At 69.5% G+C, this 14417-nt stretch carries 11 protein-coding genes and 1 rRNA gene; all 12 read right to left on the bottom strand.

Annotated features, from left to right (window positions below):
- A 16S ribosomal RNA gene (locus QM634_RS05560) occupies window positions 1-911 on the bottom strand; the annotation flags it as partial.
- A gap of 441 nt (window positions 912-1352) precedes the next feature.
- On the bottom strand, window positions 1353-2630 hold the full coding sequence (gene tyrS / locus QM634_RS05555) for a tyrosine--tRNA ligase (protein WP_415041771.1): 1278 nt from the start codon (window positions 2628-2630) through the stop codon (window positions 1353-1355).
- Window positions 2627-2845: a Trm112 family protein gene (locus QM634_RS05550; protein ID WP_415041770.1), complete on the bottom strand. Its 219-nt coding sequence runs from the start codon at window positions 2843-2845 to the stop codon at window positions 2627-2629. Before QM634_RS05550 ends, tyrS begins: the two co-directional genes overlap by 4 nt.
- A gap of 49 nt (window positions 2846-2894) precedes the next feature.
- Window positions 2895-5864, bottom strand: coding sequence for an AMP-binding protein (locus QM634_RS05545; protein WP_415041769.1), 2970 nt, complete (start codon window positions 5862-5864; stop codon window positions 2895-2897).
- An 85-nt stretch (window positions 5865-5949) separates the two neighbouring features.
- Window positions 5950-7377 carry an argininosuccinate lyase gene (gene argH, locus QM634_RS05540; RefSeq protein ID WP_415041768.1) on the bottom strand — a complete coding sequence of 476 codons (1428 nt, stop codon included), beginning with the start codon at window positions 7375-7377 and terminating at the stop codon, window positions 5950-5952.
- On the bottom strand, window positions 7374-8573 hold the full coding sequence (locus QM634_RS05535) for an argininosuccinate synthase (RefSeq protein ID WP_415041767.1): 1200 nt from the start codon (window positions 8571-8573) through the stop codon (window positions 7374-7376). The genes argH and QM634_RS05535 overlap by 4 nt, the downstream gene beginning before the upstream one ends.
- 77 nt (window positions 8574-8650) lie before the next feature.
- Complete coding sequence (locus QM634_RS05530) at window positions 8651-9154, bottom strand: arginine repressor (protein ID WP_415041766.1); 504 nt, start codon at window positions 9152-9154, stop codon at window positions 8651-8653.
- On the bottom strand, window positions 9151-10086 hold the full coding sequence (gene argF / locus QM634_RS05525) for an ornithine carbamoyltransferase (RefSeq protein ID WP_415041765.1): 936 nt from the start codon (window positions 10084-10086) through the stop codon (window positions 9151-9153). Before argF ends, QM634_RS05530 begins: the two co-directional genes overlap by 4 nt.
- Window positions 10083-11282 (bottom strand): acetylornithine transaminase, encoded by a 1200-nt coding sequence (locus QM634_RS05520; RefSeq protein WP_415041764.1) that lies wholly within the window; start codon window positions 11280-11282, stop codon window positions 10083-10085. Before QM634_RS05520 ends, argF begins: the two co-directional genes overlap by 4 nt.
- Complete coding sequence (gene argB, locus QM634_RS05515; protein WP_415041763.1) at window positions 11282-12166, bottom strand: acetylglutamate kinase; 885 nt, start codon at window positions 12164-12166, stop codon at window positions 11282-11284. Before argB ends, QM634_RS05520 begins: the two co-directional genes overlap by 1 nt.
- A complete protein-coding gene (argJ, locus tag QM634_RS05510) occupies window positions 12163-13380 on the bottom strand; it encodes a bifunctional glutamate N-acetyltransferase/amino-acid acetyltransferase ArgJ (protein ID WP_415041762.1) in 1218 nt (405 codons plus the stop codon). Before argJ ends, argB begins: the two co-directional genes overlap by 4 nt.
- Window positions 13377-14414, bottom strand: a complete 1038-nt coding sequence (gene argC / locus QM634_RS05505; protein WP_415041761.1) for an N-acetyl-gamma-glutamyl-phosphate reductase — start codon at window positions 14412-14414, stop codon at window positions 13377-13379. Before argC ends, argJ begins: the two co-directional genes overlap by 4 nt.
- Between the last annotated feature and the right edge of the window lie 3 nt (window positions 14415-14417).

The following is a 14417-nucleotide window of genomic DNA, read 5'->3' as shown; positions in this document are numbered from 1 at the left end:
CGGGCCCCCGTCAATTCCTTTGAGATTTAGCCTTGCGGCCGTACTCCCCAGGCGGGGTACTTAATGCGTTATCTACGGCACGGAACCCGTGAAAAGGAACCCACACCTAGTACCCACCGTTTACGGCGTGGACTACCAGGGTATCTAATCCTGTTCGCTACCCACGCTTTCGCTCCTCAGCGTCAGTCACTACCCAGAGACCCGCCTTCGCCACCGGTGTTCCTCCTGATATCTGCGCATTTCACCGCTACACCAGGAATTCCAGTCTCCCCTGTAGTACTCAAGTCTGCCCGTATCGCCTGCACGCCTACAGTTAAGCTGCAGAATTTCACAGACGACGTGACAAACCGCCTACGAGCTCTTTACGCCCAGTAATTCCGGACAACGCTCGCACCCTACGTATTACCGCGGCTGCTGGCACGTAGTTGGCCGGTGCTTCTTCTGCAGGTACCGTCACTTGCGCTTCGTCCCTGCCGAAAGAGGTTTACAACCCGAAGGCCGTCATCCCTCACGCGGCGTCGCTGCATCAGGCTTGCGCCCATTGTGCAATATTCCCCACTGCTGCCTCCCGTAGGAGTCTGGGCCGTGTCTCAGTCCCAGTGTGGCCGATCACCCTCTCAGGTCGGCTACCCGTCGTCGCCTTGGTAGGCCATTACCCCACCAACAAGCTGATAGGCCGCGGGCCCATCCCAAACCGCAAAAGCTTTCCACCACCAACCATGCGATCAGTGGTCATATCCGGTATTAGACCCAGTTTCCCAGGCTTATCCCAAAGTTTGGGGCAGATCACCCACGTGTTACTCACCCGTTCGCCACTCGAGTACCCAGCAAGCTGGGCCTTTCCGTTCGACTTGCATGTGTTAAGCACGCCGCCAGCGTTCGTCCTGAGCCAGGATCAAACTCTCCATGAAAAAACAAAGAAAACACCAACCAAAAAAGCCGGCATCCTCAGAACAATCCTCACAGAGGCAAAAACCCCAGCAAAAACAATCCAAAAAAACAAACTGGCATCAAAAAACAAGACACCAAAAAAAATTGGCATCAAACAAACAAAAATGTCACACACTATCGAGTTCTCAAAGAACACACACCCCGCGGCGTGACCTCTCGGCCCGTTTCACGAAGCTGCCCCAGGGCGCAGTCAACGACCACGACCTCGTTCTCGGGGTTTGCGCCGCTTGATCCGTTTCCCGTAACCGGTTCCGGTCTCAGCGACTGGACTCCCAATGTTAGCAGGCGCGGTGGCGGTCTCCAAATCGCTGTCGCGGTCGGATTGCGCTGCTCGCTGCGGTGCTCCTGTAAGTTACACAGCCACTTCCCAGCCGGTCAAATCGCCTGGTCAGCGACGTGACTCAGTCGCCGATCCGCGCGCCGGCGAAGGTCTTCTTCCCCCGTCGTAGGACCAACCACCGACCGTGGATGAGGTCCCCGGCGCCGGGCACCCATTCCTCATCGGTGATCTTGCCGTTGTTGACGTAGGCGCCACCCTCGCCGATCGCCCGGCGCGCGGCCTTGTTGGACTCCACCAGACCGCTGTCGACGAGCAGTTCGACGATCGTCGGCCGTGCCCCGCTCGGGTATTGCGCGACGGTGGTCTCCCCGAGTGCGGAGGCGACCGTCGGCTCGTCGAGCCCGTCCAACTCCCCCCGCCCGAAGAGTGCCGCGCTGGCCTGCTCCACGGCCTCTGTCTGCGCCTGTCCGTGGATCATCGTGGTCATCTCGGCGGCCAGTCGCTTCTGCGCGAGGCGCAGGTGCGGCTTCTCGGCGGTCACGGCGGCCAGTTCGTCGATCTCCTCGCGGGTGAGGAAGGTGAACCACTTGAGATACCGGATCACGTCGGCGTCGGCCGTGTTCACGAAGTACTGGTACCAGGTGTACGGCGGGGTCAGCTCCGGGTCGAGCCACAGGCTCCCCCCGCCGGTGGACTTGCCGAACTTCTTGCCGTCCGACGACGTCACCAACGGGACGGTCAGTGCGTGCAGCGACGTCCCGTCGAGTCGGCGGGCCAGGTCGACGCCGCCGATGATGTTGCCCCACTGATCCGATCCGCCGATCTGCAAGGTGCAGCCGTAGCGGCGGTTGAGTTCGACGAAGTCGTTGGACTGGAGGAGCAGGTAGCTGAACTCGGTGTAGCTGATGCCATCGGTCTCGAGTCGTCGCTTCACCGTCTCGCGGGCCAGCATCACGTTGACCGAGAAGTGCTTGCCGATGTCGCGCAGGAACTCCAGCGCGCTCAGCTCGCCGGTCCACTCCATGTTGTTGACGACGAGGGCCGCATTGTCACCGCCGTCCAGGCGGACGAACCGTCGCAGCTGGTCGCCGATCCGCTGCGCCCACTGCGCCACGGTGTCGGTGGTGTTCATCGCCCGCTCGCCGACCTCCCGCGGATCACCGATCAGCCCGGTGGCGCCGCCGGCGAGGACCACCGGCCGGTGTCCGGCCTCCTGGAACCGCCGCAGCGTCAGGAGCGGGACGAGGTGCCCGGCGTGCAGGCTCGCGGCCGTCGGGTCGAACCCGGCGTACAGCGTCGCCATCCCGGAGTCCAGGTGCTCGCGCAACGCGTCCAGGTCGGTCGACGCGGCGATCAGGTCGCGCCACGCCAACTCGTCGACGATGTCGGTGGTGCTCACTTCGCCGGACCGCCGGTGATCGCGGTGTGCTCGTCCTCGTCGACCGGTCGCGCCTCGGAGGCGAGCATCACCGGGATGCCGTCCTCGTCGATGCGGTAGGCGACGCGCAGCCGCGGGTTGTAGAGGTCGTCCCCGGCGTCGAGCAGCGGCCCGTGATCGGTCGGGCAGACGAGCCGCTCGCGGACGACCGGATCGATTTCAGCAGCGCGGGACATGACGGCCTTTCGGGGAGCGCGACGAGGACAGGCCCACTCTAGCGGCCCGCTACCGCCAGCCGCGCTCGGCGGCGACCGCCTTGGTGAACCGTCGGTAGCGGCCGTCCTCGTCCCGATACCAGACGCGGGTGCCCGGCTTGGGCACGCCCTCGGCGGCGAGCGCCCCCGTCAACGGCCGGTACGACTCGCTGACCGCGATCTCGTCGACGAGTCGGATCAGGTGCGGCCGTTCCTCCGCGGGCAACCCGCCCAGCGCCGTGCGCAGCGCCGAGACGGTGATGGTGGCCTCCTGTCCGGCGCGGGCCGCGATCGCCGCGACGGCCAGGTCGTCGCCACCGGCCTCGACCCCGCCGCCGACCTGGACGCGGTAGACCGCGGCCAGGTCCACCCCCTTCATCAGGGACAGTGCCTGCTCGACCGGCGGCCGGTACACCGCTCCCCCCGTCGAGGTGATGACCGACGGGATCGCACCCATGTACCAGAGGTCGCCGTCGGAATCCGTGCGGAACAGGTGGTTGGACACCTCCCACCGGTCATGGGCGGTGAACACGTCGAGCAAGACCGGACCGTTGGCCCCGAAGCGGTGCCGGGCGCCCGACAGCAGGACGCCGACCTCGTTGACCCCGGTCTGCTCGATGTAGCCATCGGCACCGACGCGCAACGTCTCGCTCTCCGGGTCGACCGCGGCGATGCGGACGTCGGAGGTCTCCGGCAGCGGCCGTCCCATCGCGCCGAGCTTCTCGCCGGTCACGTTGGACAGGATCGCCGACCCGTCGGCGGTGGCGAAGAACTCCAGGACGTGGGCATTCGGGAAGGAGTCGAGGACCTCGGCCCACAGCCCCGCAGGCATGCCCGATCCCATGAACAGCCGGATCGGGTTGTGCTCGTTGATCTCGAAGGCGGGGTCGCGCACGACGTTGCGCATCATCGTCCAGGTGTAGGAGACGACGGTGATGCCGTAGCGCAGCACCTCGGTGCTGAACGTCTCGGCGTCGACGCCGTTGGACAGGGCGATCCGCGATCGGCCCACCAGCGTCGCGCCGAGCGTCGTCAGCAGACCCGAGGGATGGCTCAGCGGCGGCAGGCAGTACACGGTGTCGTTGCTGGTCAAACCGGCGGCCGACGCCGCGCCGAAGGCCGAGATGGCGAATCGGTGGTTGGTGACCGGCCAGGGCGTCAGGTCGAACATCGCACCACGGGTGAAGAGGATGAAGGCGAGGTCGCCGGCCAGCCCCGGGTCGGCCCGGTACCACGACGGGATCTCGACCGCGTCCGGGTCGATCTGCTCCATGTCGACGACGGTCTCGCCGTCGGCCGCCTCGATCACGCGGGCGTCACCGCTGCCGCCGCCGAGCACCAGGACCTTGCCGCAGTGCTCGCGGGCCACCTCGAGATGGCTCGGGTCGGCGATCACGACCCTCGTCTCGGTCATCTTGATCGCCTCGGCCACGCCCAGGTCGGTGGTCAGGAGCACGCCGACCGCGCCGAGTCGCGACAGTGCGGCGACGACGACCAGCGCGCTGGGGCGGGTGTCCATGAGCACGCCGACGCGTTGTCCGGGGCGGATGCCGCAGGCGATCAATCCGGCGACGACGTTGTCGATGCGCGTGTTGACCTGCTCGTGGGTGAGCACCCGGTTCTCGAAGAGGAACAGCTCCTTGTCGCGGGCCCGCCGATTGTTCTCCGACATCAGCTTGCCCAGCGAGATCCGTGTGTTCGGCCCGATCTGTCCCAGGCGGAACAACCGGGGCACGGTGCGCACGGACTCGGCGGCGATCGCGCGCGTCGTGCGCTGCACCGAGGTCGCCGAGTCGATGACTTCCCGACCGACGGCGGCACCGGCGTCGGCGACCGCGCCCAGGCCGTGCGTGAGGCGTGAGGAGAGGGTGACGCCGGAGCCCGGGCCGGTGGCGTTCTCGTCCATCGGCTCGACGTCGGCCGGCTTCTCCCCCGACCCGTCCTGCCATCGGATCCACTCCGCCGTCGTCGGCCAGGTCTGCGACCCGGCGACCGACCCGACGACGAGTCCGAAGTGGCCCACCGGCAGCCGCGACTCGTAGACCTCCGACTTGGGGGCGGCGCGCTTGATGCCTCGCACCGCGGCCGGTTGGCCGATGTCATCGGCGTCGCCCACGAAGGCGAGCACCGGGCAGGTGATCTCGGCGAGGGTGACCAGTTCGCCGTCGATGACGAAGCCGCCCGACATCATGCGGTTGTGCGAGACGAACTGCCGCAGCAGCTCGGCGACGGCCGGACCCGACCAGGCGACCCACCCCTCGGCCTCAAGGAAGCGGCGCTGGTCCTCCCGGGGCAGCAGGGCGTCGCGGTCGTGCAGCTGGCGCAGGAAGTCCAGGCGGCTGCGCGCCGTCTTGACCGGGTCGAGCATCTGGAAGCCGGTGCGGGCCAGCCAGCCGGGGATGGAGATGTGCGGGAACACCTTGTCGGCCAGGAGCTCGGCGCCGGGGGCGACGATGCCGGCAGGCAGGCCCAACGGCAACGCCGCCAGGACGTCGACCGGTGAGCCGAAGGTGATCACGCTGGCGATGCCCTTGGACCGCCGGAAGGCGGCGCACTGGTAGACGAACATGCCGCCCTGGGAGTAGCCGGCGAGGTGGACGTCGCGCCCGGTGGCCTCGTGGACGATGTCGACGATGCGAGAGAGAGCGACGATGTGGTCGGCGAGGGTCCGCTCCATCCCGCCCTCTTCGCGGTCCGGCGAGCCGAAGTCCACGACCCACGGCGTGATGCCGTGGCGGTGCAGCACCGAGACCGCGCCCTTCTCCTCGGTGACGTCGTAGACGTTCGCCGACACCATCATCGGGTGGACGAGGATGACGTGCGGCCCGGTGCCCGGGTCGTCGGGGAAATAGCGGCGCAACCGGAACATCTTCTCGGTCTCGACGACCTGGAACGGCGCCGGCTGGGTGCCGGTCTCCAGCCCGCCGAAGCGGATGACCTCCAGGCCGTTCTGCGCGGTGGCCAGGACGCGGTTGACGGCCCCGCCGATCCGCTTGGGCATTTCCACCATCACTTCTCCTGTCGTGCCGTCGTCCGAGACACCGCCACCGCAGTGACCCAGGTCACTCTACAGACGCGGTCGGCGGCTACTGCGACCAGCGTTGCCGGTGTGCCGCCAGCGCCTCGCGAACCCCGTCGAGCTGAGCGGCGACCGCCGACGGGGCGGTGCCGCCGTGGGCGTTGCGCGACTCGATGGAGCCGCGCACCGTCAGGACCTCGCGGACCTCGCCGGTCAGGTGCGGGTTGATCGCCGCGAAGGTCGCATCGTCGAGTCCGGCCAGATCCGTGCCGGCCTCCTCGGCCGCCCGCACACAGGCGCCGGCAGCCTCGTGGGCCTCCCGGAAGGGCACCCCGCGGCGCACCAGCCACTCGGCGATGTCGGTGGCCAGGGTGAACCCGGCGGGCGCCAGCTCGGCCATCCGATCGGCGTGGAAGGTCAGCGTCCCGACCATTCCCGCGATCGCCGGCAACAGCATCTCCAGTTGGGCCACGGAGTCGAAGACCGGCTCCTTGTCCTCCTGCAGGTCGCGGTTGTAGGCCAACGGCTGCGCCTTGAGCGTCGCGAGCAGCCCGGTCACGTTGCCGATGAGTCGCCCGCTCTTGCCGCGGGTCAGTTCGGCGACGTCGGGGTTCTTCTTCTGCGGCATGATCGAGCTCCCCGTCGACCACGCATCCGCGAGCGTCACGTATCCGAACTCCGGGGTGCTCCAGGCGATGACCTCTTCGGCCAGCCGGGACAGGTCGACGGCGATCATGGCGAACACCCAGGCCGCCTCGGCGGCGAAGTCGCGCGAGGCGGTCGCGTCGATCGAGTTGGCCATCGGCCCGTCGAAGCCCAGGTCGGCGGCGATGGCCGCCGGATCCAGACCCAGCGACGAGCCCGCCAGCGCACCCGAACCGTACGGCGACACGGCGGTGCGCCGATCGGCGTCGGCGATCCGCTGCAGATCGCGCAGCAGCGGGTGGACGTGCGCCAGCAGCTGGTGGCTCAGCAGCACCGGCTGCGCGGCCTGCAGGTGCGTCTTGCCCGGCATGACGGCGTCGGGGTGGGCCGCGGCCTGGTCGACGAGGGCCTGCGCCACGTCCACGACGCCGGTGGCCACCCGGACGAAGGCCTGCCGCAGCCACATGCGGAACAGCGTGGCGACCTGGTCGTTGCGCGACCGCCCGGCGCGCAGTCGCCCGCCCAGCTCGGGGCCGACCCGCTCGATGAGGCCCCGCTCGAGGGCGCCGTGCACATCCTCGTCGGACTCGGCCGGCCCGAAGCTGCCGTCGGCGACGTCGGCGGCGAGCCGGTCCAGGCCGGACAGCATGGCGGTCAGGTCGTCGTCGGTGAGCAGGCCCGCCTTGTTCAGCACGCGGGCGTGCGCCTTGGACGCCTCGATGTCGAAGGGCGCGAGCACCCAGTCGAACTGGGTCGACTTGCTCAACGCCGCCATCGCGGCGGCCGGACCGTCGGCGAACCGCCCGCCCCAGAGCGAGCCCTCGTTCGTCGTCGGCTTCTTCTTACTCATAGCCCCAGATCACGCTTCGCCGAGATCTTCGACGAGAGGCCGTGCAGCTGGACGAAGCCCTTGGCGTTCGACTGGTCGAAGGTGTCGCCCTCGTCGTAGGTGGCCAGGTTGAAGTCGTACAGCGACTCGCTCGACCGCCGGCCGTTGACGATGATCGACCCGGCGTGCAGCACGAGCCGGATGTCGCCGGAGACGTGCTCCTGGGTGTGGTCGACGAACGTGTCGAGGGCGCCCTTCAGCGGCGAGTACCAGAGGCCGTCGTAGACCAACTCGGCCCACTTCTGGTCGACGTGCCGCTTGTACCGGCCCAGTTCGCGCTCGAGGGTGACGTGCTCGAGCTCCTCGTGCGCGGTGATCAGCACCATCGCGCCGGGCGCCTCGTAGATCTCGCGACTCTTGATGCCGACGAGACGGTCCTCGACGACGTCGAGGCGGCCGACGCCCTGGGCACCGGCGCGCTTGTTGAGCTGCTCGATCGCCTGGAGCACCGACACCGGCTTGCCGTCGATGGCGACCGGCCGACCCTTGTCGAAGGAGACGATCAGCTCATCGGGGGCGTTGAAGTTGACCGTGGGGTCCTCGGTGTAGTCGTAGACGTCCTTGGTCGGCGCGTTCCACAGGTCCTCGAGGAAGCCGGTCTCGACGGCACGGCCCCACACGTTCTGGTCGATGGAGAACGGCGAGCGCTTGGTGACGTTGATCGGGATGGCGTTCTCCTCGGCGAAGGCGATCGCCTTCTCCCGGGTCCACGCGTAGTCGCGAACCGGCGCGAGGACCTCGAGCTCGGGCGCGAGGGTGTTGAAGCCGACCTCGAAGCGCACCTGGTCGTTGCCCTTGCCGGTGCAACCGTGGGCGACGACGGTGCCGCCGTGGTCGCGAGCCGCCTGGACGAGGTGCTTGACGATGAGCGGGCGGCTGATCGCCGACACCAGCGGGTACCGGTCCATGTAGAGCGCGTTGGCCGTGATCGTCGGCAGGCAGTACTCGTCGGCGAACTCGTCGCGCGCGTCGACGACGACCGCCTCGACGGCACCGCAGTCGATGGCGCGCTGGCGCACGACCTCCATGTCCTCGCCGCCCTGCCCCAGATCGATGGCGACGGCGACGACTTCCTTGCCCGTCTCCTTGCCGATCCAGCTGATCGCGACGGAGGTGTCCAGGCCTCCGGAATATGCCAGGATGACGCGTTCGGCCATGGGTTGTGTGCTCCTCGCTCTTACGGGTGGTTGCTTCTATTGTGCTGGCTCGCCGAGCGGCTCGGCACGCCGGGTCGTCAGACCAGCTTCTCCAGGTGTTGCACCAGGTCAGCACCGGTCATCGGCTCGCGGGCCGCGACGAAGATCGTGTCGTCGCCGGCAATGGTGCCGACAACCTCGGGCAGGCTGGCCCGGTCCAGGACGCTGGCGAGGTATCCGGCGGCGCCCGGCGGCGTGCGCAACACGGCCAACTGGCCCGAGGCGTCCGTCCCCACGAGCATCTCGCCGAGCAGCCGCGCCAACCGGTCGGTGCCGCCGACGACGCCGCGCACCGGCGACCCGTCCTCGGGCACGACGTAGGACCAGGGGCCTCCGTCGGCGCCGCGCAGCTTCACCGCGCCCAACTCCTCGAGGTCGCGCGACAGCGTCGCCTGTGTGACCTCGACGCCCTCGTCGGCGAGGATCGCCGCCAATTCGGTCTGCGACCCCACCGACCGGCTCGAGAGGATGTCGACGATGCGCGCGTGTCGGCCGGCCCGCGTCGTCGCCCGGGCCTGCGCGTGCCGCTCGGCGGTGCTCACGACTGCCCCGGTTGGTTGGCCAACAGCCACACCAGCAGCGCCTTCTGCGCATGCAGGCGATTCTCGGCCTCGTCGAAGACGACGCTGGCCGGGCCGTCCATCACCTCGTCAGTGATCTCGTCGCCGCGGTGGGCGGGCAGGCAGTGCAGCACGATGGCGCCGTCGGCGGCGTGGCCCAGCAGTTCGGCGTTGATCTGGTAGGGCCGGAACGGTGCGGCGCGGTCCAGCCCGTCGTCCTCCTGGCCCATCGAGACCCAGGTGTCGGTGACCAGGACGTCCGCGCCGCGCGCCGCCGCCGCCGGGTCGCCCACCACCTCGACCGATCCACCGGTGAGCTTGGCCCGCTCGGCGCTGGCCGCCAGCACCGCCGTGTCCGGTCCGAAGCCCTCCGGGCCGCTCACGCGCACGTGCATACCCGCGGTGACACCGCCCAGCATCAGTGAATGGGCCATGTTGTTGGCGCCGTCGCCGAGATAGGTCATCGTCAGGCCCGCGGCGGTGCCCTTGTGCTCGATGATCGTCTGCAGGTCGGCGAGCACCTGGCACGGGTGGAAGCTGTCGGACAGCGCGTTCACGACGGGCACCGACGAATACTCCGCCAACTCGTCGAGCCGTTCCTGGCCGAAGGTCCGCCACACGATCGCGTCGACGAACCGCGACAGCACCCGACCGGTGTCGGCGAGGGTTTCGTCGCGCCCCATCTGTGTCGAGCCCGTGTCGACGACGACGGCGTGGCCGCCCAGCTGGGCGATGCCCACGTCGAAGGAGAAGCGGGTGCGCGTGGAGTTCTTGTCGAACAGCACGGCGACGCCCCGCGGACCGGCCAGCGGCTGGTGGGCGAACGGGTTCGCCTTCAGCTCGGCGGCCAGGGCCAGCACCTGGGCCTGCTCGTCGGGCGTCAGGTCGTCGTCGCGCAGGAAGTGGCGGGTCATGCGGATCCTCCTTGGGGCAGCGCACTGTCGAGGATCGCGGGCAGCGCGTCGACGAAGCCGCGGGCCTGCTCCTCGGTGATGATCAGCGGCGGCGCGAGCCGCAGCACGTTGGTGTCGGGGGCGTTGACGAGGAAGCCGGCGGCCCGGGCGGCCGCTTCGGCCTGCTTCGCGACGTCGGCGGTCAGCACGACGCCGAGCAGCAGCCCGGAGCCGCGCACGTGGTCCACCAGCGGGTGCCCGAGGTCCTCGATGCCGGCGGCGATCGACTTGCCGACGACGGCCACGTGTTCGACCAGGCCGTCGCGCTCGATGGTGTCGAGCACGGCCAGGGCGGCGGCGGCGCTCATCGGGTTGCCGCCGAAGGTCGTGCCGTGGGAGCCGGGCGTGAACAGCTCGGCGGCCCGCGGCCCGGCGAGCACGGCGCCGATCGGGAAGCCGCCGCCCAGCCCCTTGGCCAACGTCATCACGTCGGGCACGACACCGGCGGCCTGGTGGGCGAAGAACGCCCCGGTCCGCGCGATGCCGGTCTGCACCTCGTCGAAGATCAGCAGCGCGCCCCGGTCGGCGGTGATCTGCCGCGCCCGCGCCAGATAGTCGGCCGGGGGCACGACGACGCCGCTCTCCCCCATGATCGGTTCGAGAATCACCGCGGCGGTGTTCTCGGTGACGGCCGCGTCGAGTGCGTCCGCGTCGCCGTAGGGCACGAAGCGCACCCCGGGCGGCATCGGCTCGAAGGGGGCCCGCTTGGCCGGTTGCCCGGTCATCGCCAAGGCGCCCATCGTGCGGCCGTGAAAGGCCTTTTCGGCCGCCACGATCTCCGGTCGACCGGTGAGCCGGGCCAGCTTGAACGCCGCCTCGTTGGCCTCGGTGCCCGAGTTGCAGAAGAACGCCCGGGCCCCCTCGACGCCGAACTTGTCGAGCAGCTTCTCGGCCAACTCGACGACCGGCGGCGCGATGTAGAGGTTGGACACATGGCCCAGCGTGGCCATCTGCTCGGCGACCGCCGCGGCGATCGCCGGGTGGGCGTGGCCCAGGGCGTTGACGGCGATACCGCCGAGCAGGTCGAGGTATTCGTTGCCGTCGGCATCGGTCACGAGGGCCCCCGATCCGCGGGTCAGCGCGACCGTCGGGGTGCCGTAGTTGTTCATCATCGAGGCCGACCAGCGGCTCTGCCAGTCGGCGGTGGTGCCGCTCATCAGCCCTTCCCCTTCTCGTCGACGGTGGTGCCGAGGCTCTCGCCGTCGGCGGCGAGCAGCCGGGCGAGCACGGCGTGCGGTTCCCGACCGTCGATCACATGGGCCGCGGCGACCCCGCCCCGCACCGCCCGTAGGCAGGCCTCCATCTTCGGGATCATCCCCGAGTCCAACGCCGGGAGGAGCTGCTCGAGGTCGTCGGCGTCGATGTGGGCGGTGAGCGAGGAGGTGTCCGGCCAGTTCGTGTACAGGCCGGGGACGTCGGTCAGCATGACCAGCCGCGCCGCACCGAGCGCCTCGGCGAGCGCGCCGGCGGCGGTGTCGGCGTTGATGTTGTGGGCGACGCCGTCCCGATCCGGGGCGATCGTGGACACGACCGGGATCCGCCCGGCGGCGATGAGGTCGTCGACCGCCGAGGTGTTGACCGACGTGATGTCGCCGACCAGTCCGATGTCGGTGTCCTCGCCGTCGACGACGACCGTCCGCCGGGTCGCGGTGAACAGGTGGGCGTCCTCACCGGTGATGCCGACAGCGTAGGGTCCGCGGGCGTTGATGAGGCCGACGAGTTCGCGCCCGACCTGGCCGAACAGGACCATCCGCACGACGTCCATGACCTCGGGGGTGGTGACCCGGAACCCGCCGCGGAACTCGCCCTGCAGGCCGAGCCGGTCGAGCATGGCCGAGATCTGCGGGCCGCCGCCGTGCACGACGACCGGGTGGATCCCGCACGCGCGCAACAGCACCATGTCGTCGGCGAAGGCCGCCTTCAGCCGGTCGTCGACCATGGCGTTGCCGCCGTATTTCACGACGACGACGGCGCCGTGCAGCTCCTGCAGCGCCGGAAGGGACTGGGCGAGCAGCTCGGCCCGCTCGAATGCGCGGCTCATGACGAATACGCCGAATTCTCTTCGACATACGCGTGCGACAGATCGGTGGTCCGGATCAAGGCGAACCCCGATCCGATGCCGAGGTCCACGAGCAGGTGGATGTCCTCGCCGGACAGGTCCACCTCGCGCGCTCCGGGGACGCCGACACCCTTGCGACACACCTCGGCGCCGTTGAAGGAGACGGCGATCTTGTCGGGGTCGAGGTCGATGGGTGCCATCCCGACGGCGGCCATGATCCGACCCCAGTTGGGGTCGGAGCCGAACAGCGCCGTCTTCACCAGGGAGTCCCGTGCGACGGTCCGCGCGGCGGCGAGCGCCTGCGTCTCGTCGGTGGCGCCGACGACCTCGACGACGACCCGCTTGGTGACGCCCTCCGCGTCGGCCATCAGCTGTGCGGCCAGGTCGTCGCAGGCGGCGAAGACCGCGGCATCGAGATCCTCCTGCGCCACGGCGATCTGGCTGGCGCCCGAGGAGAGCAGCAGCACGGTGTCGTTGGTCGAGCACGAGCCGTCGACGTCGAGCCGGTCGAAGGTCCGCGCGGTGGCCCGCCGCAGGGCGAGGTCGAGCTGGTCGGCATCAACGAGCGCATCGGTGGTCAGCACCACCAGCATCGTGGCCAGCGACGGCGCGAGCATGCCCGCCCCCTTCGCCATGCCGCCGACGTTCCAACCGTCACGATGGTGCACGGCGGCCTGCTTCGGCACGGTGTCGGTGGTCATGATCGCGTAGGCCGCATCGGTCCCGCCGGACAGTCCGCCGGCCATCTCGTGGACGATCTCGGTGACGCCGGGCAGCACCTTGTCCATCGGCAGCCGGTCGCCGATGAGCCCGGTCGAGCAGACGGCGACCTCGATCGCCCCCGTCTCGGTCCCCCAGTTCGACAGCGCCTCGGCCACCGCCTCGGCCGTCTTGTGGGTATCGGCGAACCCCTCCGGTCCGGTGCACGCGTTGGCGCCGCCGGAGTTGAGGATCACCGCCCGCAGCCGCTTGGACTCGAGCACCTTCTGGCTCCACAACACCGGTGCGGCCTTCACCTTGTTGGAGGTGAACACCCCGGCCGCGGCGTATTCGGGGCCCTCGTTGAAGACGAGCGCGAGATCGAAGTTGCCGTTGGCCTTGATTCCGGCGGGCATCCCGGCGGCCCGGAACCCCAGCGGCGCGGTGACACCCTGGGTCCGCCAGAGCCGGTGGGCAGCCTCGTGTTTGGGCGTCATGGCGCTACTCCCACGGTGGTCAGGCCCTCGGTCTCGGCGAAACCGAGCGCGAGGTTCATGGACTGGACGGCGGCACCGCCGGTGCCCTTGGTCAGGTTGTCGACCGCACCGACTGCGACGAGCGTGCCGGCGCGCTCGTCGACCGAGACGGCGATCTGCACGGCGTTGGAGCCGATCACCGACGAGGTCGCCGGCAGCCGCCCCTCCGGCAGGAGGTGCACGAACGGCTCATCGCCGTAGGCCTTCTCGTAAGCGGCCCGGACCTGCGACTCGTCGGCGGTGGTCCGCGCGGTGCAGGTGGCGAGGATCCCGCGCGACATCGGCGCGAGTACCGGGGTGAACGACACCGCCACCGGCGATTGCGCGGCCTCCGAGAGTGCCTGCGAGATCTCCGGGGTGTGCCGGTGTGCGCCGCCGACGCCGTAGGCGCGGGCCGAGCCGATCACCTCCGACGCGAGCAGGTCGACCTTGAGCGACCGGCCGGCCCCCGAGGTGCCGCTGACCGCGACGACGGTGACGTGCGGCTCGACCAGGCCTGCGGCCAGCGCGGGCAGCAACGACAGGATCGAGACCGTCGGGTAGCAGCCCGGTACCGCGATGCGCGTGGCGGATTCGAGCACGGCCCGGTTGCCGGGCAGCTCGGGCAGACCGTACGGCCACGTGCCGGCGTGCTCGCCGCCGTAGTAGGTCTCCCAGTCGTGGGAGTCGGTGAGCCGGAAGTCGGCGCCGCAGTCGATGATCAGGGTGGCCGGCGGCAACGCGTCGGCGATCGTCGCCGACGTGCCGTGCGGCAGGCCGAGGAAGACGACGTCGTGTCCGGCGAGGACCTCGGGCGTCGTCTCCTGCAGGACCCGGTCGGCCAGCGGGAGCAGGTTCGCGTGGTGTTCGCCCAGCGGCGAGCCGGCATTGCCGCCCGCGGTGAGCGCGCCGATGGTCACCTCGCCCGACTGGACGCGCGGGTGCCCCAACAGCAGGCGCAGGATCTCGCCGCCGGCGTACCCGGACGCACCGGCGACCGCTACGGAAATCGTCATGGA

This window comes from Gordonia sp. (in: high G+C Gram-positive bacteria), assembly GCF_047606305.1.
In the GTDB taxonomy this organism is placed as follows: Bacteria; Actinomycetota; Actinomycetes; order Mycobacteriales; family Mycobacteriaceae; genus Gordonia.
This window is presented reverse-complemented; position numbering and strand designations above follow the sequence as displayed.